General features: G+C 48.1%; 19 protein-coding genes. 7 read left to right on the plus strand and 12 right to left on the minus strand.

Annotated features, from left to right (window positions below):
* Positions 1–45 precede the first annotated feature (45 nt).
* The 4 genes from ACZ5ZZ_RS08715 (at position 46) to ACZ5ZZ_RS08730 (ending at position 3,736) form a co-directional block, all read left to right on the plus strand.
* Positions 46–1,176, plus strand: coding sequence for a Glu/Leu/Phe/Val family dehydrogenase (locus ACZ5ZZ_RS08715; RefSeq protein ID WP_464135198.1), 1,131 nt, complete (start codon positions 46–48; stop codon positions 1,174–1,176).
* 195 nt (positions 1,177–1,371) lie between these two features.
* Entirely contained in the window at positions 1,372–2,178 is an 807-nt protein-coding gene (locus tag ACZ5ZZ_RS08720; RefSeq protein ID WP_464142317.1) for a tetratricopeptide repeat protein, read from the plus strand.
* A gap of 19 nt (positions 2,179–2,197) precedes the next feature.
* On the plus strand, positions 2,198–3,346 hold the full coding sequence (locus ACZ5ZZ_RS08725; protein WP_464130681.1) for an outer membrane protein assembly factor BamB family protein: 1,149 nt from the start codon (positions 2,198–2,200) through the stop codon (positions 3,344–3,346).
* A 9-nt stretch (positions 3,347–3,355) separates the two neighbouring features.
* Positions 3,356–3,736 (plus strand): hypothetical protein, encoded by a 381-nt coding sequence (locus tag ACZ5ZZ_RS08730; RefSeq protein WP_464130683.1) that lies wholly within the window; start codon positions 3,356–3,358, stop codon positions 3,734–3,736.
* Here ACZ5ZZ_RS08730 and ACZ5ZZ_RS08735 read toward each other — a convergent pair.
* From ACZ5ZZ_RS08735 to ACZ5ZZ_RS08745, 3 genes are all read right to left on the minus strand, one after another.
* Entirely contained in the window at positions 3,714–6,026 is a 2,313-nt protein-coding gene (locus tag ACZ5ZZ_RS08735) for a Fic family protein (RefSeq protein ID WP_464130684.1), read from the minus strand. The two genes, ACZ5ZZ_RS08730 and ACZ5ZZ_RS08735, sit on opposite strands and share 23 nt — an antisense overlap.
* A gap of 180 nt (positions 6,027–6,206) precedes the next feature.
* Positions 6,207–7,376 (minus strand): aminotransferase class V-fold PLP-dependent enzyme, encoded by a 1,170-nt coding sequence (locus tag ACZ5ZZ_RS08740; RefSeq protein WP_464130686.1) that lies wholly within the window; start codon positions 7,374–7,376, stop codon positions 6,207–6,209.
* A gap of 3 nt (positions 7,377–7,379) precedes the next feature.
* Positions 7,380–8,156, minus strand: a complete 777-nt coding sequence (locus tag ACZ5ZZ_RS08745; protein ID WP_464142319.1) for an NADAR family protein — start codon at positions 8,154–8,156, stop codon at positions 7,380–7,382.
* A gap of 137 nt (positions 8,157–8,293) precedes the next feature.
* Here ACZ5ZZ_RS08745 and ACZ5ZZ_RS08750 point away from each other — a divergent pair, with 137 nt between their 5' ends.
* Together ACZ5ZZ_RS08750 and ACZ5ZZ_RS08755 are read left to right on the plus strand one after the other, a co-directional pair.
* Positions 8,294–9,652, plus strand: a complete 1,359-nt coding sequence (locus ACZ5ZZ_RS08750; RefSeq protein ID WP_464142321.1) for an MBL fold metallo-hydrolase RNA specificity domain-containing protein — start codon at positions 8,294–8,296, stop codon at positions 9,650–9,652.
* 278 nt (positions 9,653–9,930) lie between these two features.
* Positions 9,931–10,326 carry a hypothetical protein gene (locus ACZ5ZZ_RS08755; protein ID WP_464142323.1) on the plus strand — a complete coding sequence of 132 codons (396 nt, stop codon included), beginning with the start codon at positions 9,931–9,933 and terminating at the stop codon, positions 10,324–10,326.
* A gap of 50 nt (positions 10,327–10,376) precedes the next feature.
* Here the strand turns inward: ACZ5ZZ_RS08755 and ACZ5ZZ_RS08760 are convergent, their stop codons facing one another.
* The 8 genes from ACZ5ZZ_RS08760 to ACZ5ZZ_RS08795 all read right to left on the minus strand — a co-directional run bounded on the left by ACZ5ZZ_RS08760 (position 10,377) and on the right by ACZ5ZZ_RS08795 (position 16,474).
* Complete coding sequence (locus ACZ5ZZ_RS08760) at positions 10,377–11,090, minus strand: hypothetical protein (protein ID WP_464142325.1); 714 nt, start codon at positions 11,088–11,090, stop codon at positions 10,377–10,379.
* Between the two features lie 212 nt (positions 11,091–11,302).
* The gene (locus ACZ5ZZ_RS08765) at positions 11,303–12,025 is read right to left on the minus strand and encodes a substrate-binding periplasmic protein (RefSeq protein ID WP_464142327.1); all 723 of its coding nucleotides are present in this window, start codon (positions 12,023–12,025) and stop codon (positions 11,303–11,305) included.
* Between the two features lie 144 nt (positions 12,026–12,169).
* Positions 12,170–12,859 (minus strand): YjjG family noncanonical pyrimidine nucleotidase, encoded by a 690-nt coding sequence (locus tag ACZ5ZZ_RS08770; RefSeq protein ID WP_464142329.1) that lies wholly within the window; start codon positions 12,857–12,859, stop codon positions 12,170–12,172.
* A 32-nt stretch (positions 12,860–12,891) separates the two neighbouring features.
* Positions 12,892–13,713, minus strand: a complete 822-nt coding sequence (locus tag ACZ5ZZ_RS08775) for a D-alanyl-D-alanine carboxypeptidase family protein (RefSeq protein ID WP_464142331.1) — start codon at positions 13,711–13,713, stop codon at positions 12,892–12,894.
* 65 nt (positions 13,714–13,778) lie between these two features.
* Positions 13,779–14,744 carry a phosphotransferase enzyme family protein gene (locus ACZ5ZZ_RS08780; protein WP_464130695.1) on the minus strand — a complete coding sequence of 322 codons (966 nt, stop codon included), beginning with the start codon at positions 14,742–14,744 and terminating at the stop codon, positions 13,779–13,781.
* Between the two features lie 79 nt (positions 14,745–14,823).
* Positions 14,824–15,135 (minus strand): KH domain-containing protein, encoded by a 312-nt coding sequence (locus tag ACZ5ZZ_RS08785; RefSeq protein WP_464121259.1) that lies wholly within the window; start codon positions 15,133–15,135, stop codon positions 14,824–14,826.
* A gap of 5 nt (positions 15,136–15,140) precedes the next feature.
* On the minus strand, positions 15,141–16,025 hold the full coding sequence (locus tag ACZ5ZZ_RS08790) for an alpha/beta hydrolase-fold protein (RefSeq protein ID WP_464142332.1): 885 nt from the start codon (positions 16,023–16,025) through the stop codon (positions 15,141–15,143).
* A 50-nt stretch (positions 16,026–16,075) separates the two neighbouring features.
* On the minus strand, positions 16,076–16,474 hold the full coding sequence (locus ACZ5ZZ_RS08795) for a hypothetical protein (protein WP_464142334.1): 399 nt from the start codon (positions 16,472–16,474) through the stop codon (positions 16,076–16,078).
* A gap of 149 nt (positions 16,475–16,623) precedes the next feature.
* On the opposite strand from ACZ5ZZ_RS08795, the gene ACZ5ZZ_RS08800 reads away from it, so the two are divergent.
* Positions 16,624–17,325 carry a hypothetical protein gene (locus ACZ5ZZ_RS08800; RefSeq protein ID WP_464142336.1) on the plus strand — a complete coding sequence of 234 codons (702 nt, stop codon included), beginning with the start codon at positions 16,624–16,626 and terminating at the stop codon, positions 17,323–17,325.
* Between the two features lie 80 nt (positions 17,326–17,405).
* Here ACZ5ZZ_RS08800 and ACZ5ZZ_RS08805 read toward each other — a convergent pair whose 3' ends face one another.
* Complete coding sequence (locus ACZ5ZZ_RS08805) at positions 17,406–20,324, minus strand: M28 family peptidase (RefSeq protein ID WP_464142338.1); 2,919 nt, start codon at positions 20,322–20,324, stop codon at positions 17,406–17,408.
* Between the last annotated feature and the right edge of the window lie 17 nt (positions 20,325–20,341).

Genomic DNA, 20,341 nt, shown 5'->3' on the forward strand with positions numbered 1-20,341 from the left:
TCTTTTTACTCAATTGGACCCATGATCTTCCGGCAATTCAAAAAAATGAAGGAGCCTACATTGGGAACTTTTGAGATTATCTCTAAGCATGGTGATCATGAGCAGGTTGTTTTCTGTAACGACCCTCATGTTGGTTTGAAAGCGATCATCGCTATTCACAACACCTCTTTGGGGCCTGCATTGGGCGGCACCCGTATGTGGAACTATAAGAACGAAGACGAGGCTCTTGTTGACGTTCTTCGTTTGTCCAAAGGTATGACTTACAAAGCAGCCGCTTCCGGCCTGAACTTGGGTGGTGGTAAGGCTGTAATCATCGGCGATCCTAAAACTCAGAAATCTGAAGGTTTGTTCCGTGCCTTCGGTCAGTTTGTGAACTCTTTGAATGGTAAATACATCACGGCTGAAGACGTGGGTACGTCTGTTCAGGACATGGAGCACATCTATATGGAGACTCCTTGGGTGACTGGTATCCCGAAAGATTTCGGTGGATCCGGCGATCCGTCTCCGTACACTGCGCACGGTGTTTTGATGGGGATCAAGGCTTCTGCGAAGGAAAAATTCGGCACAGACGCTTTGAAAGGTCTTCGTATCGCAGTTCAAGGTCTGGGGAACGTGGGTTCCAACCTTGTAAAATACCTTGTTGAAGAAGGCGCTGTGATCACAGTGGCTGATATCGACACGAACCGCACTAAAAACATCGCAGACAAATTCGGCGCAAAAGCGGTTAGCTCTGATGACATCCTATTCACAGAGTGTGACATCCTGGCTCCATGTGCTTTGGGGGCAATTGTTAACGATCAGACCATCACCAAGTTTAAAACAAAAGTGATCGCGGGTGGCGCGAACAACGTCCTTGCGGAAGCTCGTCACGGGGATCAATTGAAAGAACTGGGCATCCTTTACGCTCCAGATTACGTTATCAATGCCGGTGGCTTGATGAACGTGTTTGTTGAACTTGAGGGTTACTCTCCAGAGCGTGCGTTTGAAAAAACCAAGCGCGTTTATGACAATATCCTTAAAGTTTACGAAATCGCAAAACGTGACAATATCGGGACTCACACAGCTGCGGACCGTTTGGCTGAAGAGCGTATCAACACAATTGGTCGTCTCAAACAACGTCACCCAGGTAAATCTTCTCGCGCGTTCACTACGCTTCGTGAAGTTCACAACCGCTAGTCGGCTGGTAGGCGGCAGAGCTTCGGCACTGCCCGGCAGAGCTGGAGTGCTGGTAGGCACGCAAGCTGAAGCAGCTTAAAATTGGGGTCGAAAGACCCCTTTTTTTATGCGCCGAGTGATTGACAACCCACCTCGACCAAAGAACAATCTTTCCTCGTAAATAGTTATTTTAATTAGCCGTTTCAGCGAGGAAGAATGAGCACAAAGATTACTAAAGACGATTTGAAGTCCCCAGATCAGGTTACACAAACTTTGAGAAAAGGTTTCGTATGGACGACGGGCCACTCCAAACTTGTGATCACAGCCGTGGCTGTCTTTGTGGTTGTGGGTGCCGGGCTTTCCCTGATGGGTTACCTTGCAAATAAAAAGGAAACTGAACAGCAGGAAAAGTACTTCGTACTTGAAAAAGCCTACACCGAGAAAAAACGTGGCTTTGAAGAAGCGGCTCGTGCTGAAACGATCAATGCTCAAAGCAAAGACAAAAAGAATGTTCCTGCATTTGATCCTGCCAAGAAAGCTTCCGGCGATCTTCAGAAGGACTATGGAACTGTGGTTGCTGGATTTGAGGCCTTCATCAATGAGGCTCCCAAGACAAAAGCTGCTCAGATGGCCGCTTTGAACCTGAGTGAAATCTATATCAACTATAAAAAATCAGATGAAGCTTCCGCGGTCTTGACGAAGGTTGAACCAGGACTTTCCAAGGGTGATGTGCTGACGGGTCTGATTTTAATGCAAATTGGGAACGTGTTGGCAGACAAAGGTGATTGCAAAGCGGCTGTTGAAAAATGGCAGACTCTTGTAGACGCCAAAGGTCTGGCTTTTGCGCACGACGAAGCGAAACTTCGCATGGGTTTGTGTTTTGAATCCATGAACGATCTGGCAAAAGCGGAAGCGCTTTACACGGAAATCGCACAAAAAGAAGATTTGAACACGACCGACTTTGCCGCTTCTAAAGAGGCTCAGAAATATCTTCGTCTTTTGAAAGCGAAGAAAAACCTTTAGTCCTTATTGAGGGATATCAATGAAGATTGTCCTGCTTGGCGCTCTTTTGATGACTTTGGTTGGGTGCTCCACTCTGAACTCCGGTTTGGAAAAATGGAGCTCCCTGAATAACAGCAAACGTGAATACGAAGTCAAAACCGCCTGGGTTCGTCGCACCACCGAAAAAGACAATCTGGGATTCCGTAAAATCAATCGTATGACTCCGGTTTTGGCTGGGGATCTGATCATCCAGGGTAACGGCATGGACGGGATTGTGGCGTACAGCCGCGATAACGGCCAGGAACGCTGGAGACTTCCGATCTCCAATGGGGCGGAACCCAGTGCCACCCTGATCCGCGACCGTCTTTTTGTCGGGGCCAGTGATGGAAACTTCTATTCCATCGAAGCCAGCACCGGCACGGTTCAGTGGACCTTTGCAACCAAATCTGAAAACCTAGCGGCTCCATTGTTGGACGACGGCATTGTCTACTTCCTAGCAGGCAATAGCGTATTTTACGCACTGGATGCGGCTACGGGACGTCAATTGTGGTTGCATTCCCGTCAGGACACATCGCAGTTCTCGATCCGTGGGGGCAGTCAGGCGGCCTTAAGCAACGGCATTTTGTATGTCGGCTTTTCTGATGGATCATTGGTGGCTTTGAATGCCAAAAATGGATCTGCGATCTGGGAAGTCCAGTTGAATCGCAACAAGCGCTTCCGCGATATTGATGCCACCCCGGTTGTCGATGGCAATCAGGTCTATGTGGCAGGTTATGACGATAAGCTTTATTGCATTTCCGCAGACAAGGGCGAAATCCTTTGGCGTGTGGATGGTGGCGGCTACAGCGCTGTGACCATCGTCGGGGAGAAGTTGTATTATCCTACAACAAACAGTGAAGTTGTCGCTTTAAAGAAAAGCAACGGTGATAAACTGTGGTCCTATAAGCTGAAGGAAGGCATTGCGACCCAGATCAAGCCCTATAAAGGGGTCTTGGTATTTGGTGAGTCTCAGGGCTTCCTGCGCTTTATGGATGCGAACTCCGGGGCTGTGATTGGTGGCTTTGAGCCTGGTCGCGGTATCCTGTCAGCGCCGCAAGTGGATGAAAAAAATGGTCGGGTTTACTTCATCTCTGGTGAGGCGAATCTTTGGGCCATGGACGCTGGATGGATTAAAACCCCTTACTTTTAGGAGTAAGCTATGAAAAAGTTCGCAGTATTGTTGCCTGTTTTTGCGTTGTTGGTCGGTTGCACACATGGCAATTGTCGCACACAAAAAGATGCCAGAAAGAACGCCACTGCAAGCGAGGTGATTGTGGATAAATCCAAATCGACAGATCGTGTGAAGGTGTTTAAATACGACGGCTCTTTGCAATGTGGTCAGGGGAAGCAGATTCCCGTGGCTGAAATGCAAAAAGACCTGAAGGGTATCCAGGTCTTTTCTTCATCTAACCAAAATGACGGAATGATGCGTATTCAGCTTTGTGGAAGTCCTACAGGCAACGCTAATGTTTACGAAATTGATCGTAAGGATTTAGACGCTGCCCTGAAGCTAGGCTTTAAAGAGTGGCTGGCTGAATAAACACGCGCTCTTTAATTTTCTCTGTCGGAAGAGGTCCTTCACCTGGGACATAACGTCCTTCGATGATCAGGATCTCATTCGGCTTTTCGATATTTCTTAACAATGTTTCCATCACTTTACCGGTCGCATCCAGTCTTTGGATCAGCATCACTGCATCCGGATCTGTGGCACCGATACCCATCACTTCTGCCTGACGGCCGTAAGTGTAAGCGAAGTCATTGTCGAAAGCTTTCAAGCGGCCCAGATCGACGTCCTTCATTGCGCGGAAGGAAGCTACGTTGATACGGGATTTCAACTGAGCCTGCAGGGCTGGATCCATGTGTTTTCCGTACTCACCAACCACCATGGCACCCATAGCGAAGGCTTTACCGACCACTTCACGTTTGGACGTGGAGTACCCGTAAGACACACCGTATTTAGGACCACTTCTGTGGTGATCAATCGCCATTTCGATCATGTCTCCATTCAGAGTTTCTTTGTTGTACAAAGCAAAGTCCTGCTTAATAGCTTCCAGCAGTGGAGTGCCATTGCGGATCGTTCTTAGAACATTATTGGAAGCCAGGTGAGTTGCTGGTTTTTTGAAGTAGTTCAGCAATTCAGCGCGGGATGGTTCCGCTGTTCTGTTGGAAAGACCGCGCCATACAAGCAGGTTCTTGTCGTACCAGCGGTTGATTTTAGCGTCCCAACGGCTCTTGGAGCTGGCTGTTGTGACACCGAAGGTGTCGATAAAGTCCGGTTCAACCAAACGAACACCGATCTCACGCTCACCATCTTTGTCGTGCACGAAGCGCACGGTTTTGGATTTATAGTATTCCACGAACATGTCAGCGATACGGGACATGGCGCGCAGACGGTCAGTCTGGATTTCCTGCTTCAACTGCGGATGTGTCTGCACCAGAGTTCTCAGGAAGGCACCGAACTGATCACTGTTCAATTTTGTCTGAGCATAGTTTTCAACTTCTTTCGCAGTTCCTTGTTTTTTCAGGGAAATATTCACCATCTCAGGCAAGCCCGGGTACAACAGTTCCGGAGAGTATTCCACCGTCAGACCGTTTTTGATACGGTAAGCGATGTCCGCCTGCAACTGGGCACTGTTAACCACGCCTTTGTGAACGTATTCACGCCATTCTTTTTGAGAAACCTGAACATCCAGGAAAGGATCCACCAGGCGCACTGGAGGCAGACCTTCTTTGGTCAGAAGATAGTTCATCACCAAACGAGTCGTGCGGCCGTTCCCATTTAAAACCGGGTGGATAGCCACCAGATCGCGCTGCAAATCAGCTACGATATCGATATAACGTTGTTCGTTGGCTCCGACACGGATTTCACCCAGTTCGGCGCGCTCTTTATTGAAGCGGGCAAAGCGTTCTTCCACCAGAGCTTTGGTGAAGGCCTGCTCCAACGCCGCCGGACCCTGGCCTTGGTAGCTTGTGCCATGCTGGGCACGATAGTCCATAATCTGTTTGTAAACTGCCGGGTGGGAGTTTTTGATGATATCAACAGTGGCTTGCTTTGGCGTTGTCACAAAAGGATAGTGGATACGGCCACTGATTAAAGTCGTGTCGCCGGTCTCCATCACCATGTCTTTGTGCTTGCCCCAGATCTTGATGTTTCTCCAGACATTTTCATTCAAGTTGCTGCGATCGTGAGAACCTTCTTCGAAGGAAAGGTAAGGATTTTCCTTAACAACTTCCACTTCCTTGGGTTTCATTTTAAATTCACCGGCAACATTACCCATCCAGTGACCATTGCGCCATACACCCAACTGTTCAGAGCGAATGCCTTCAACTCCGTCCACCATGATACGCTTATGGATTTCAGTCAGCAGCTCTGCGGTAACCGCAGGTTTTTCTTTTCTTAGATAGTTATCACGAGCGTTGATAAAGCCGTTGAAAGGTGCCCCTTCCCTTAGCTCGCCGCGATCGTACATCTTGGTAAAGTCAAAAGTCTTGCGAGTGCCTTCCAGGAAGTTGGGAAGAATCTCTTTGGCTGTGTGAGTGTAGTCGAAGAACTCCACGGCCGCGAGCAAGTGCTCGACTTCGGCCTGTCTTTTAGGCGGCAGGGTTCTGATGGTGCTCCAAAGATTGGTTTTGATCTCTTTATAGTTCAAGAGCTCTTTTGGAGTTGGCATCTGTTTGGTTTCGGATCTGAGACCGAAATCCACACCACGGGCCTTGATTTGTGGATCTGCGAAAACGTATTCGCACATCGGGGCCGCATGAGCAGGACTCAAGAAAGCCAGGGTCATCCAAATAGATAAAAACAAACGCGTCACTTTATGCCAAGACATAAGCAAACTCCTCTTCCTCATGTCCTTACCAAAGCAACGCCCGTGCTAGGTGATAAGCAATATAAAGGACTTAAAAGGCGGGGAGAGCAGGACTCCCCGTCTCAGAATGAGAAAAGCGCAATTTGCGTAAGCAGCCGATCAGAGTTTAGACAAGCCTGAAGGGGAGCCAGCTTTAAAGATTCAGCGGTGTTTTAGAAGAATCTGAACCGCTTCTGTGAGTTCTTCTTCAGTGTTATGAATATGCGGAGTCAGGCGCAGCAATTGAGCCCCCGGCAAACGTGGCAAACCCACCTGCAACGGTGTGTTCTCAAGGAAAATCCCCTTAAAGGTTGCTTGAGGAAACTCGCTGGCGTTGTAACATAAAAAAGCGGAGTTATAATTGTTCACCCGCATGAAAACTCCAGCTTCAGCCAAAGAGTTTTTCAGGTATATCATGCGCTCTTGAATCTGCGCCCAGATCACTTCGGGTTTGTGAAGATTCCAGTAATCCAGGGTGGATTCCAGACCATAGTACGTCGAAAAACTTTGTGAATGAGACCACAACATGCGCGAGGCAAATTCTCCGGGCTGGCCAAAGCTTGACATATTGGGCGGCGGATTTTCAGCTGTGGTCCAGGAGCCGTATTGCGGATTTAAGTGCTTTTGATGATCCGAATGAACCCAGCCAAACGCAGTTCCTTTCGGGCCCATAAACCATTTGTGAAGATTTCCGGCATAAAAATCCACATCCTTCAGATCCTGCGTAAAATCCAGCTCCAATAATCCCGGTGCGTGAGCTCCATCAACCACCAGTAAGACACCTTTTTCACGCAACGCCCGGGACAGTTTTCCCAACGGGATCACCAGACCATTGCCGGTGAAGATATGACTGATTAAAAGCATCCTGGTTTTTTCCGAGATCGTTTTAAGAATGACTTCGATCACGGACTCATCGCTTGAACAGTCATAGAGGGCGCTCAGATCCTCGCTGCGCAATGATAACCTATCACGCTGCGCTTTGTGCTTCAGGATGTTGACGACAGCGCCGTACTCAAATGTGTTTGTCAGAATCTCGGAATTGGCGGGGAGTTGAAGCCCCATGATGATTTCATTTAAAGCCAGAGTGACATTGGGGCGCAAAAAAAGATCTTCAGGCCGGGCCTTTAAAAACTGTCCCAAACCTTGCTGAATTTTCCATAAACGAGCCCAGGCTTGGCTATAACCGGAGGAGGTGTTCTTTTCAAAAGCTTCCAGTTCGGCCTTTTGCTGATCAATCACCACCGAGGGACAAAGACCCAGGGTGCCGTTGTTCAGATTAATAAACGAAGTGTCTTTGTACTTGGCAAAATCCTGGGAAAAGTTCTGAAACATAATCTAGTTGTTACGAGCTTTGCAGTTTCGCAGGGACAGGTCTTCGCTGGTTTGCAGGGACAGTTGACCGCTCTTCAAAAGTTCACGGATATCCATCCACAGCAAATAGTAATGCCATTCACGAGGAGCTCTTTCGGATACGCCGTGATCTGGCAGAAGTTTTAGATCTTTGGTCGCCAGAACCACTTCAAGAACCTGAGGGTTTTGGCGAAGCTTTTCAATCAAAGCCTCCCAGATCAACTGATAATGTTCCTGAGGCTCTTTTGTGGCAAAAGGAATCACTTTGCCTTCGAAGGTCACCCAGTTGGCGTCGTTTTTTTCCATCAGGAAGTTGGCATACCCACCGGCACTTTTAGCGGCATAACCATTCATTTGAGACACTTGCTGGCGCGTGTATTTCCAGTTCTTCGCCCATTTCCAGCGCGGATCATTTTCAGTTTCCGGGTATTTCATCATCTGCCAGAAAGCTTCCACCGTCGGATAACAAACACCACGGAAGACAAACGGAGTTTCCGTGAAATTTGAAAGCAAGCCCAGTTCGTTGCGTTTACTAAGCACAACTTCTTTGTAACCCGCATCCTGCGGAAGAATTTCCCAGGACTTGGCCTCTTCGCGTGGTACCGGTTTCCACCAGTGCGCAGGGAATTCATTCTTCCAGGAATCATCTGTTTGACCTGCCGGCGTGATCGGTTTTTGAGGAGCCTCTGCTGAATTAGGCTTGGTGCAACCCACCAGAAAAGTCGTTGGGATCAAGAGCCATAAGATCCAGAATGCTTTCATAAAAGTCCCCCTCAAAAAGTTCGTCCAGAGACTAACGAACCTTGCGCCGGAATACAATTCTGACCGAATGCATTAATGGTCAAAAAACGGTTCGTTTAGGGAGTACTATTAATAAAGCTCTTTGGAGGGTTCTGCTTATGGAAATCGGCTTTTTTGGTGCTGCAGGAACGGTGACTGGTTCCAAGTTTTTAGTCCACGATGATGGCACACGTATTCTGGTCGATTGTGGGATGTTTCAAGGCTTCAAAGAGCTCCGCGAGTTGAACTGGGATGATTTCCCGCTGGATCCCCGGGATCTGCAAGCTGTCGTGCTGACCCATGCTCACTTGGATCATAGTGGGGCTTTGCCTTTGTTGGTGAAGCGGGGATTTAAGGGGACTATATACTGCACCCAACCCACATTGGAGCTCACGGAAATCATCCTGCTGGATTCCGCCAAGATCCAGGAAGAAGATGCGGAATACGCCAATAAAAAAGGGTTCTCTAAGCATGCTCCGGCTCTGCCTTTGTACACCACAGAGGATGTAGAAAGAACCTTGCCGCTGTTAAAGGCGGTGCCGTTTCATGAGGAATTCCAAATTGGCACATTAAGGGTTTGTCTGTATAGCAGCGGGCATATTCTGGGAGCTTCTTCCGCATGGGTGTCCAACGGCGAAAAAAGCATCTATTTTTCCGGCGATTTAGGACGAAATAATGATCCATTAATGCCACCCCCAGAGCCTCCGGCAGAAGCTGATTATATTTTGATGGAATCCACTTATGGAGACCGTGATCATTCACCGGTCAGCTCTAAAGATATTCTTAAACAATGCATTTTAGAGGTGGCAAAATCACGGGGAGTTTTATTAATTCCAAGTTTTGCCGTCGGACGAGCGCAGAATTTGTTGCTTGAAATCACGGAGTTAAAAAGAGACGGGGAGGTCCCCGCCCAAATCCCCGTTTATTTCAACTCCCCCATGGGCCACGAAGTTGCAAAACTCTATGAGGAATTCCCGCACTTCCATCGTCTAGGTCCGGGTCAATTTGCTGAAATCATGGCCGAGGTTCATTCAGTCAAATCAGCCGAAGATTCCAAGGCGCTCAATGATGATAAATCCGGGCCTAAAATCATTATTGCAGCCAGCGGAATGCTGACTGGTGGCCGAGTTTTACATCACGTGAAAGCTTTTGGACCGGATTCGCGAAATATCTTGCTGTTGGCAGGCTTTCAGAGCCCGGGAACTCGCGGACACAGCTTATTAGCTGGCGCTAAAGAGCTTAAAATCCATGGATTTTATGTGGATATAAACTGCAAAGTGGTTCCTTCGGATTCGTTTTCAGCCCATGCGGACCGCACAGATCTGATCAATTGGCTTAAACAGGCACCTAAAAAACCGGCCAAAATCTTCCTGGTTCATGGCGAAAGCGTGGCTGCGGATGAGCTTCGTAAACGCATCGATAAAGAGCTCAAATGGATCGTTTCAGTGCCTAGAATGAACCAGATTATAAGCACTTAGAGGGTTTTTCTTAGGAAACCCCTCTACCTATCGTTACATAATATAACTTATCAGAAGATTGTAAGCCCATGCCCCCGCCGCGTTCTGGGCTTAAAAATTCGTATTTTACCAGAATCTACTATTCACAATCTGATCAAATCATTAGAGCGCTGATCGCACTAAAAATGGCACTTTGTTTAAGCTCTGAGCGCAGAACTTAACAGAGTCTTCGTTTAATTCGTTAATAAATGGCTCGGAAATGGCACCAGGATCTTTTATTGCTTAACAAAGGAGATCCTATGAAAAAATCAGTACTTCTTATTGCAGGTCTTTTAACAACTCTGGTGTCAGCTCAGAGCTTTGCCGCTCAAGCATGTTCCGCGCATTATACCGCAGGCCTGGGGCATCTTTTCAAAGGTGAATCCCGTCTTTTGGGTGAGGTTGAAAAAATCAAATTGGGTCAGTCTTCCTCGGATGAACTTTACACCGTATCTCTGTCCAAAAATGGTGAGGTGTCTTTGACTGAAACCAAAACCGGTAAGAAAGTTGAATTGAAACGATCGGATGTATCCCCAGAGCTTCAGATTCATGTCACAAATGGCAACCTGAAGCCTTATCCAGAAGGTGTCCCAGGCACATTTGTGGATGGTCGTCGTTTTATCGCGATCATGTGTGCTGACGAAAGCAACTTCTAAGAGCAATTTTTTAAACGGGGACAGTGTCATTCACTCTCCCCGTTTTTCTTTTATTCCTGGACTGTGCCGTAATCATTGATATTGATATTCGAAACCCGATCCAACAAGAGCAACGCCTGGCTAATATCTGATGCTGTGACGTCTTCAAACACGACATCCTTAACGGATGATCCATTTAATGTGGCATAAGAGATTCCGCCAGAGCCATCCAAAAAGCCCTGACCAATGGCGATGACAATGCGATTGCGATCTGAAGTTGCCTTGCCCCAGAAAATAAAGTCCTCAAGCTGAGTATCTTCTGTCTCCATCCCTAAGAAAGTTCCAGTTGAAGTGTTATTGAACTGGGTATTGGTATCACTGCCCATCTGAACCGGCACCACATAAGGTAAAGCATAATCAAAATTAACGAGGATGCTTCCGTCAGAATGGCTTAAACAAGAGGCTTCAGAGGCATAACTGATACCCCAAATTTTCATCCGCGTGTCGACGATGAAAATATACCGCAACCAACTGTCACCCATAACTGCACAGGTGGAAACCCAGGCCTCATTATTGGTCGTCTTAAAATCATCCACTTGCCACACGGAACTTACAGGTTCAGGTTCGGGTTCTTCGTTGGTGCCACCATCGTCACCACCACCAACATCACCTTCTTCATCTTTGATCGAAGGAAGATTTTCGACAGGTAGTCCGCTGTCCAAGCAGCCTTGCAGGGTCAGCAGAAAGCCAAGTCCCAAAATGAACATCTTTAGAAAATCTCTCACAAGAACCTCCAGAAAAACGTGCCGCTTTATTCATCTTTTGACAGTATTCTGATCGGCTTTACCTAGACCTCCTTGATATTTCTTCGTGTCTTTGTGTTCGACATTACACAAATGTTAAAAAGCTTTGATAGATTTTCTTATTCTGAGACACATTTGTGAGGATTGCCCTCTTCCCGTAAGCGACGCAGATGGGCTCGTGCAGTCAGGATCATTTATTCTTCCGTATACTTTTTATAGATGGCGCGAAAGGCTTTTTGTGAATCCAGCTTTTCCAGGGACTCATTGAAGGAATCTCGCAACTTCACATCGCGAAACGCCACAGAATAACGGGACTCGCCGAATAAGGCGTGCTTCTGCAATTCGGGAAGTTTCTTTTTACTGGTGCCCTCGATGTCTTTTTTATTTATCTGTAGTGTACGCTCTTCGCAGATGATCACATCCACGCGATCTGCAAAAAGCATTTTGAGCTGTCTTTTCTGATCGGCGTATTCTTCGTAATTTGAATTTTTCTCTACAGCCTTGTTGTACTGCGATCCAAAAAAATAACGGGCATTTTGAAAAGCTATAACTCTGTAACGGCCCAGATCATTCAGGGCTTTAAGATCAATCTTGCGATCTTTCAGGGTCCAGGCGAAATTTTTAAATGTGATATAGGGTTCTGATAAATGAAATTTTGGCATGTTGGTGATCGTGGCCATCGCATCCACCCGCCCCAGTTCCAGACTTCTTACAGATCTTGCCGGAGGTTGAAAGATCGGGGTCATCTCATAACCCATGTCCAAAAAAACCCGACGAAGAATTTCAACTTCCAGGCCGCTTTCTGTGTCTCGAATCACATAAGGGGGTTTGTCCAAAGAAAAGGCCACCCTCAGCGGGGTCAGAGCTTCACTGAGGGATGTAAAGGCCAAAATAAAAAAAACAACCAATGCCTTCAAACAAATCTCCAGTGATTATTATCCCTCCACGGCTCGCCATTCAAAAGTCTTATTTCAATCTTAAACATTACATTATGTGCGACGACATTCTTTTTCGTCCCCTGAGGATTGTGAAAACTCACTGTAAGTTTCATTTGTAAGAGACTATTTCTTTAGCAGGTTTTGAATTTCCGAGAGATGGGTGATTTCGTAGTCTGGTTGAAAAGAAAAATTATGTTTCGACTTTTCCGGATTAAACCAGCAACTGCGCAAACCAAAATTACATGCTCCCAGGATGTCGGTTTCCATCCGATCACCAATAACCACGGCAGAATCCTTATGAAACCTTTTCGCCATCCTGGCGCTGTGCTCGAAAAAGCGAACATCGGGTTTCGCATAACCGCATTCTTCCGACACGCTGGTAAAACTGATATACGGAGCCAACTTTGAATTTTCAATGCGCTTCATCTGAACCGCGTGCATTCCGTTGGTGATAATGCCAATTTCACCCCGGGCCGCCAGCCACTGACAGATCTCTTCGGCGTGATCCATCAGCACCACGGTTTCTGGCAAAGCCTCCAGATAGCGGTCGCTGGCCTTGTGGGGATCGATTTCAATTTTAAAGGCCTCAAAGACACGGCGGAATCGTTCCACCTTCAGGTGTTCTTTGGATGTTTTGGCTTCTTCAAAAAGAGTCCAAAGCCGGCGATTTTCCACCTGGTACATGCGATACAATTCATCCAGGCGATCATGCACCCCCAAGCTTTGTAAAACAGTTGCAAAAGAAAGCCGTTCGGATTCCTTGAAATCCAGCAGGGTGTCATCCAGATCAAACAAAAACAGATCGTATGGCATAAAATCAGATTAAACTTTCCAACGACAAAGACCTAGTCCAGTTCCGCGGACGCCTCAAGTCCCCGCCGAATCAACTCCCGCCCGGCTTGAATTCTTTTTTGATGGGACGGGGAGCCCAGTACAACAGCAATCGTCCTCTCCCCGCCTTTTGCCAAAGCTTTTTTCGCACTGATCATCACACACCAACCCGAAGCTTTGATATACCCGGTCTTCATCCCATCCACGGCCGTCGAGGAGCCCAAAAGTTCATTGGTATTTTTCTTCCTGAATTGATTGTAAGTGAGCTCCGGCAAAGAGGAATATTCAAAGTACTCAGGATGTTTTTGACTGATCGCCTGTGCCAGCTTCATCAGATCCCGGGCCGTGGAGTAATGGCCAAACGTAAATAATCCTGTCGGATTCACAAGCGAACTGTTCTGCATTCCGATCTCCTGGGCTGCCAGGTTCATCATACCAACGAAGCGCTTCAGGCTGCCCCCGACATGGTTTGCCAAAGCCAAGGCCGCATCATTGGCGGACACGACGATAAGCCCTTTAAGGAGCTCTCGAATGCTAATGTATTCACCTGGCTTTAATTGCATCTGCGATTCCCCTGGGCGGGTTTGCAGGACCAATGCGGGTACTTCAATCTGAGTCCTTAAGCTTAAACGCCCTTCTTTGATTTCTTTGAAAACCACATAGGCCGTCAGGACTTTTGTTAATGAGGCCGGTGAGAATCTCTTGTCGGGCTCAAAGGCGTCCAGGATTTCTCCGGAGGGAGTCTTAAAAAGAACCCACGATTGGGCCTCAATATTGTGTGCCTCAACGGATTGATGACTTAGAAAAAACAGAAGGAACAAGCCTGCCGCTTTCATAAGAGCCTCGTGACATCAAGATACCACGAAATCATCTGTTCGGACTTCTTCAGGCCGACGGGCTGCTAAAGACCAAGCTTTTCCCAAAGAATATGAAACGGCACAAATGGAACGTCTGGAATAAAGACGCGGGCCCGTTCGTTGTTATTGAGATAGATCTCTTCCTGAGCCCAGACATAGTGATCGCTGTGACTGCCCCAGGCCTTCGCCCCATCATTTATTTCGTCTGACGTTAAGGGATTCAAATCCAGATACGCTTTCATGAACACCCGGGTGAGTTCCGGCCGCAGATCAAACATGTACGAAGCCACACGCACCAGCTCAAAGGCCCGTGGCATATACACAGCCTGATCCCAGTCGATCACTCCACACACGGTTTCTTTCTGAAAGAAAAGATTTCCCTGGTGGTAATCCCCATGCAGAACCTGGGCTGGATACTTGGGAATATAAATGTGCACACAGGCGGGATTCTGCATCCAGTCCCTTTGTGCCCGCAGTCTTTGTAAGACCCACTGATCCGCATCACTTAAAGAAGATCGGGCCAGAATCGCTGTTTCGATACGTGTCAGACGCTCAACCCACTCCGGCCCATTCCAGCTCAAGGAATACTTGCGATATCCCACATCCGGCAGTGGTTCCAGGATCTTATGCAGCTGAGCTAACATTTTCCCTGCAGCTTGAGCATGCACAGCCGTCAGTTCAGATTTGGGTACCTGTTTTCCCGGTGATTCAAAATAAAGAGCGCCAAACTTACCGTCATGCTCAATCAAAGATGAACCATAACGCGATGGCAGTGTCTGCACGGCGGGCAGATTATGGGCCGCTACATACTCCAAAAGAGCATGTTCGCGTTCCACCCGGGCACGCTCACTGGTTTTATACAGACGTAAATAAAAGTTCCCCAGACTGGCTTGGACGCGATAAACCTGATTGACCGCACCGTTGAGTATTTCATCAACAGAAGAGATGGAGCCCAAGGGCCAGTACTCCAAAATGGATTGCAATCGTTCACGGTCCGCCGAATTTTTCATCACTGGATCAAGAATACATGCGCCGCAAGCCAAAATCCAAGTGGAATTACAAACTTATTGCAGACATCCCGTAAAATCCTTAAACCGGTATTTCGACAATCGAACGAATGCCTGTCCGTGCCGTCATGGCATGCACAACAGCCCGCAGCCCCATGATGGTCTTGCCCTGTGTGCCGATCACCTGCCCCAGATTTTCCTTGGCGCAGTTCACCCGATAAACGGTGGTTTTGGGCCCCACATAGGTGCTCACAGTCACGGTGTCAGGGTGATCCACCAGAAGTTTTACGATATGTTCTATCAGCTGACGAATCTCCTCCCGGTATTGCTCCGGATCGATATCAGCCCCTTTGATCTTACGTTCTTCATACTTAAAGGCTTCGATGTCACTCATAGAACCTAATCCCCCATGATGAAATTAGCTGTGCCAATCCTTTTGAAATTACAATGCCCACCCGGCACCGGGACCCAGTTAAACAGGAAGGAAAATGCACTGGCCCTTTGTGTGAACACTCTGGACCCTTCCTGGAAACCATAGCCGTCACTGGTGCCGACGGAGACATAAAACCGCGGTTTTTTGCTGGAAGAATAATTCTTCATCAGCCGCAAAGGATCGTGATTATCCCAATCCTTTTTATCGATGAAGACGGATCGCGAGATTCGCAACATCTTATTCACCAGACGGCGCCGTGCCCCCGTGCGCTCGATATAGTCCTCGATCTCACGATCACTGGAGTAAGGCCCCACGGTGGCAATTGCCGGACAAAGTAACGCCACTCGGGAAAACATTCCTGGCTTTTTCAAGGCCAACTCAGCTCCGTTAAATCCACCCATCGACTGGCCGATAATGTGCCGTCGCCCGCCCCGCAGCCCGCCCATTTTCTTCTCCAAAAAGGGCATGATCACCTTGGTGAAGTAGGTGATCAGGGGATAGCGTTTGTTGTCCACCATCAACCACTGGGATCCAAAAGACACCGAGACCACACGAGGCCGGTACCCCCGCAAGGTCCACCAGTCCTGGATCATTCTCGTTCCCAGAAGCTGACGGTGCCAGGTTTTCTCTGACCCGCCCAAGCCGTGGAAGAAGTAGACGATATCGCTGTGATTAACCCCATCGGGATCACGAAAGCAATATCGGAAGCTCCCCCCTTGCAGTTCTTCTGAACCGCAGATGAAACGACTGAACTCCGTTTCCGGCACATCTTCTTCGTATAAAAGATCTTCACTTGCGTAAGCTGTCAGCGAAACGTACAGAAGGAGAAAAGCCAAAATCAGACTTTTCATAAAACCCCCTCTACACTTGTAAAAAAGGTTCCCTTGGTGAAATGGAAAAATCAATTTGCAATATCGAAATCTTCGCGAACTCTGTGTTTAGACACGAGCACTTGCTCGCCCGTATTCAGGCAGCGCAGATAGAAGTGATTGTAACCTCTGTTGGTCACCACAAAACGACGGGGACTTTGTGGAGAAATCTTTTTCGCCAAGACCGACCCCACATCCAGCTTTTCGTATTTGCTCAGCAACTTACTGCCCACCTGAGCACGCAGAAGATGAAGCAAAACAGCTCCAGCCACAAACAATGCCGCCGCCGAGCCTGCCAAAAGCCAATGAACTTTTTGATTGATCAACCAGGTAAAAGACACAGGAGCAAGGACTGACAGCAGAACAAGTCCGCCGGTGCACATTCTTTCTTGTCTTTGGTATTTTTTGAACTCTTCCACAAATGAAGACATGAACCGCTTCCTCGCTCCTAGAGAGACTCTTATAAAAACACAATCGGTTAGTGCCAATCGAGTCCAGATTTGGTTATTTTCCTTGCCGCTCTGCCTCCGAAGCTGACAGCCTGTTTTGACTGGGTTCTGCTTATTACAACGAGGTGCACATGAAACTACTTGGAACCATCTTTTTCGTATCGACCCTTTGGACTTTTCAAGCTTCCGCTCAAGAGCAGGCGGCCGTCTGCCAGGATGCCGTAGAAAGACGAGGCAGTATTCAGATGCAGATGATCCCCTCTGCGGATGGCAATAATTGTTTTATTTCTGTTCATAACCGCAAAGCTCAAGGGTTGCTTTACCGTGACTACCTTTTCACGGCCGATGGCGAACTGATGATTTTCAATTCGTTTGGGCCCGGGGACGAATCCCAAACCACTGGCGCACGTGAGTTCTTCATGTTTCCCCGCGTGCAAGTCACCCCGACTTACGAATGGAACGATGAAACCCGCCGCCTGATTATCACCACTGTGAACGGAAACAAGGCCTATTTCGATTACGAGGACGCCGAACTTGTGGGAATGAGCGGCGCCACCATTCGCCGCGCCACCGACATCCATCCTTCCAATCGCGGGGGCATTGAGATTCTAAACTATCAGGGGCTTTTACTGGACGGAGGCTTTAAGATGGGATCAGCTCCCACCGGGAACTCTCGTGCTTATTCCACCTTCACGGACCGCAACGGAAAGACCTGCCGCCTTCAGAACTACGAGCTGTTCAAGTACACCTCCGATGGCGATGTGATCTTCAAACACTCCGACAAAGGACTGCAAAGTCTTTTAAAAAGCCGCTGTCCGCAACTGACCTTCTAAGTCCTGACACAATTCAGACATAAAAAAAGACCTGAAGAATTCACTTCAGGTCTTTTTGTTTTTTCAGTCTTTATAATAACTTACTCTTTTAACTTCGGAGTGATTTTCAACTCCATCGGTTTGCCTTCCCGCAGGATCTTTATGACTGTTTCCTGATTCGGTTTCACTGACTGAAGGGTGTAGACATAGTCATACAGATTCTCAATCTTGGTTCCACCGAACTCTGTGATAATGTCTTTGTCCTTCAGGCCGGCTTTTTCCGCAGGACTGTCTTTGGAGGCTCCAGAGATGCGCACCCCTTTAACACCTTCCTGGGAATAATCCGGGATCGTTCCCAGGTAAATGCGGAAGCTGCGGCCTTCAAGACGATTCTGGGCGCTGGCCACCTTAACATATTTCACCATCGGAAGTTTCGTATCCACCAACAAGTCCGTCAATCCACGAACCGCAGAAAGCACGCGAGCGACACCTTCGTAATTGATCAGCTCCGCCGTATCGCGCGGGCTGTGATACTCCCCATGGGATCCGGTAAAGAAGTTGGCCGTGGGAATGCCGGCCATATAGAAGGCCAGGGAATCCGTTGGCAGATAAGGATCTTCCTGGACGATCATCGGCACAGCTGTGCGAACACCAACTTCCTCTGCCAGACGGGTCCAGTTGTCAGCGGATCCTAAACCTTGAACAAAAACACGGTCTTTGAAGCGACCGATCATGTCCATGTTGATATAAGCGGCGATATTATGTTTCGCTGAATTCTTAGTGAAATAAGACGATCCCAAATTCCCCAGCTCTTCGCCAGACCAAACAGCAAAGTACATATTCTTTTGAAGTTTATGTGCAGCTGATTTCTTTAACTGTGCATAATGATGGGCTAATTCCATCACACCAGCCACTCCGGAGGCATTGTCATCAGCGCCCACGTGCGCCTTTCCAACTTCGCCCCCTTTAGCCAGGCTGCTGCCGAACTGCCCATAACCCAAATGATCCCCGTGGGCTCCGATCACAATCGCAGACGTGGCGCCAGACACCGGCAGCTTGGCTACGACATTGATCCCTTGCGCCTTCTGGAACTGCAGATCCACTCGAGCTTTCACATAGGTAGATGGAATCGCAAAGCCTTCAATCATCTCGCCCTTGTCCAGTTTCATTTGCATCGAGATCAAATCGCGTCCGGCATAGCGCAACAACCCCGAAGCCGCGTCCGTAGAAAGGCGAATCACCCCCAAGGTGCTTTCAGACAACGCCCCTTCGAATTTGAGTTTGCCAAACTTTTCAGGCAGTCCGCTTTCAGGCCCGTTGGTAACCAGAATACCCACAGCACCTTCGTTTTTCGCAACGGTCACCTTGTGTTGCAAACGAGAATACAAATTCAAATAATGACGACGCTGAGGCGTCACATTCGCAGGAAGATCTGCTAATACCAACACCCACTTGCCTTTAACATCCAGACCTTTGAAAGAATCATATTCCGGCTCTTTGTCACTGGCAGGGGCTTTGATGCCGTATCCAGCAAACACAATGGGAGCTTCTTTGAACTCTCCGGTTTTGGAGAACGATACGGGTTCGAAATCCTTGGAAAGCACATAGTTCTTTTTATAAGAACCCACTACTTCAAGTGAATTGTTAGACCCCAAATTCACCCCTGAAGTAAATTCGAAGGTTTCAAAGAACGAACCTTGCGACCCCGCCCCGATTAAACCCCAGGACTTAAAGGCCTGCGCGATCTTTTCAGTGTAAATCTTCTCTTCGCCAGTCCCTGTGCCGCGACCTTGCAGCTCAGGGGAGGCCAGATAGTGAACCCATTTTTTAATATCTTCCACTTTCACTTCAGGACTAAGAGGGACCGCCAACGGGTCATGAGCAGCAAGGCCCAGAAGTTTTCGCGCCTGCGCATCATCCCATTTGGAAATAAAGATTTGCGAATCCCCTTTTTCATTTCGATGAGTCCAGGACAGACCGTTGCCATCAGGAGTGAACACCGGCAAACCATCAAAGCCTTCATCAAAAGTCACACGCACCGGTTCTTTCGTGCCAGCCGCATCCACGATAAACAGTTCAAAGTTGGAATACCCCAGAATGCTGGACCCAAAAATAATATAATCCCCTGATGGATGGAAGTACGGAGCCCAGGACATGGACTTCAACTGAGTCACCTGTGTCTGATTGCTGCCGTCCACATTCATCGTGAAGATTTCCGCCGTGGAACCGTTCGGAGAGAATCGGCGCCAGGTGATTTTTTTTCCATCCGCACTGAAGAACGGACCACCGTCATAACCTTTGGAGTTCGTCAGGCGCTTCACCTCGGTACCATCCGCTTTCATGATGTAGATATCCATCATGTAGGAGGGATCCTGTTCAAAGAGCTTCTTATCCTCACCATCCAGTTTTTCGGTGTAGCCGGCGCGATTAGAGGCAAACGCGATCCATTGCCCATCCGGGGAGTAAGACGCTTCGGCATCATAGCCTTTTTCTTTGGTCAGGCGCAAAATGCCCTGCCCTTTTAGATCCGAACTGAAAATGTCGTAGTTTTCATCAAAGCTCCAGGAGTAACGGGCTTTGACGGCCTTTTTACGATTTTCAAACTCTTCCTGAGCCTTCCTGTCCGTCTGCGGATCCAGATGCGTCGAGGAATACAAGACCTTCTTCATGGAAGGATGGATCCAACCACAGGTGGTTTTTCCTTTGCCCGGGGATACCAAAGTGGTCTGTCCGGACTTCAGATCCAGAATGTACATCTGATAGAAAGGGTTGCCAGCATGTCTTTCACTTTGAAAGATCATCTTCGTACCATCGGGACTGAAATAACCTTCGCCCGACTTAGGCCCCGCAAACGTGATCTGACGGGGATCTGTGACTAGTGTGTTGGGCTCGTTAACAAAAGATCCGGTGGCTTTTGCCGGAGTCTCAGAACTGGATTTTGCCGGTTTGGTATCCTTCACCTGGCAGGAAATTAGCGAGAAAATGCAGGCACTTGTAAGAAGAACTTTCACTTTTTTCATAGTCTGTGTAGGCTAAA

The organism is Bdellovibrio sp. HM001, from assembly GCF_055397275.1.

What these genes read in the sequence shown, in the direction of transcription:
- ACZ5ZZ_RS08715 (WP_464135198.1), top strand. Translation starts at nt 46, where the DNA reads ATGAAGGAGCCTACATTGGGAACTTTTGAGATTATCTCTAAGCATGGT.
- ACZ5ZZ_RS08720 (WP_464142317.1), top strand. Translation starts at nt 1,372, where the DNA reads ATGAGCACAAAGATTACTAAAGACGATTTGAAGTCCCCAGATCAGGTT.
- ACZ5ZZ_RS08725 (WP_464130681.1), top strand. Translation starts at nt 2,198, where the DNA reads ATGAAGATTGTCCTGCTTGGCGCTCTTTTGATGACTTTGGTTGGGTGC.
- ACZ5ZZ_RS08730 (WP_464130683.1), top strand. Translation starts at nt 3,356, where the DNA reads ATGAAAAAGTTCGCAGTATTGTTGCCTGTTTTTGCGTTGTTGGTCGGT.
- ACZ5ZZ_RS08735 (WP_464130684.1), bottom strand. Translation starts at nt 6,026, where the DNA reads ATGTCTTGGCATAAAGTGACGCGTTTGTTTTTATCTATTTGGATGACC.
- ACZ5ZZ_RS08740 (WP_464130686.1), bottom strand. Translation starts at nt 7,376, where the DNA reads ATGTTTCAGAACTTTTCCCAGGATTTTGCCAAGTACAAAGACACTTCG.
- ACZ5ZZ_RS08745 (WP_464142319.1), bottom strand. Translation starts at nt 8,156, where the DNA reads ATGAAAGCATTCTGGATCTTATGGCTCTTGATCCCAACGACTTTTCTG.
- ACZ5ZZ_RS08750 (WP_464142321.1), top strand. Translation starts at nt 8,294, where the DNA reads ATGGAAATCGGCTTTTTTGGTGCTGCAGGAACGGTGACTGGTTCCAAG.
- ACZ5ZZ_RS08755 (WP_464142323.1), top strand. Translation starts at nt 9,931, where the DNA reads ATGAAAAAATCAGTACTTCTTATTGCAGGTCTTTTAACAACTCTGGTG.
- ACZ5ZZ_RS08770 (WP_464142329.1), bottom strand. Translation starts at nt 12,859, where the DNA reads ATGCCATACGATCTGTTTTTGTTTGATCTGGATGACACCCTGCTGGAT.
- ACZ5ZZ_RS08775 (WP_464142331.1), bottom strand. Translation starts at nt 13,713, where the DNA reads ATGAAAGCGGCAGGCTTGTTCCTTCTGTTTTTTCTAAGTCATCAATCC.
- ACZ5ZZ_RS08780 (WP_464130695.1), bottom strand. Translation starts at nt 14,744, where the DNA reads ATGAAAAATTCGGCGGACCGTGAACGATTGCAATCCATTTTGGAGTAC.
- ACZ5ZZ_RS08785 (WP_464121259.1), bottom strand. Translation starts at nt 15,135, where the DNA reads ATGAGTGACATCGAAGCCTTTAAGTATGAAGAACGTAAGATCAAAGGG.
- ACZ5ZZ_RS08790 (WP_464142332.1), bottom strand. Translation starts at nt 16,025, where the DNA reads ATGAAAAGTCTGATTTTGGCTTTTCTCCTTCTGTACGTTTCGCTGACA.
- ACZ5ZZ_RS08795 (WP_464142334.1), bottom strand. Translation starts at nt 16,474, where the DNA reads ATGTCTTCATTTGTGGAAGAGTTCAAAAAATACCAAAGACAAGAAAGA.
- ACZ5ZZ_RS08800 (WP_464142336.1), top strand. Translation starts at nt 16,624, where the DNA reads ATGAAACTACTTGGAACCATCTTTTTCGTATCGACCCTTTGGACTTTT.
- ACZ5ZZ_RS08805 (WP_464142338.1), bottom strand. Translation starts at nt 20,324, where the DNA reads ATGAAAAAAGTGAAAGTTCTTCTTACAAGTGCCTGCATTTTCTCGCTA.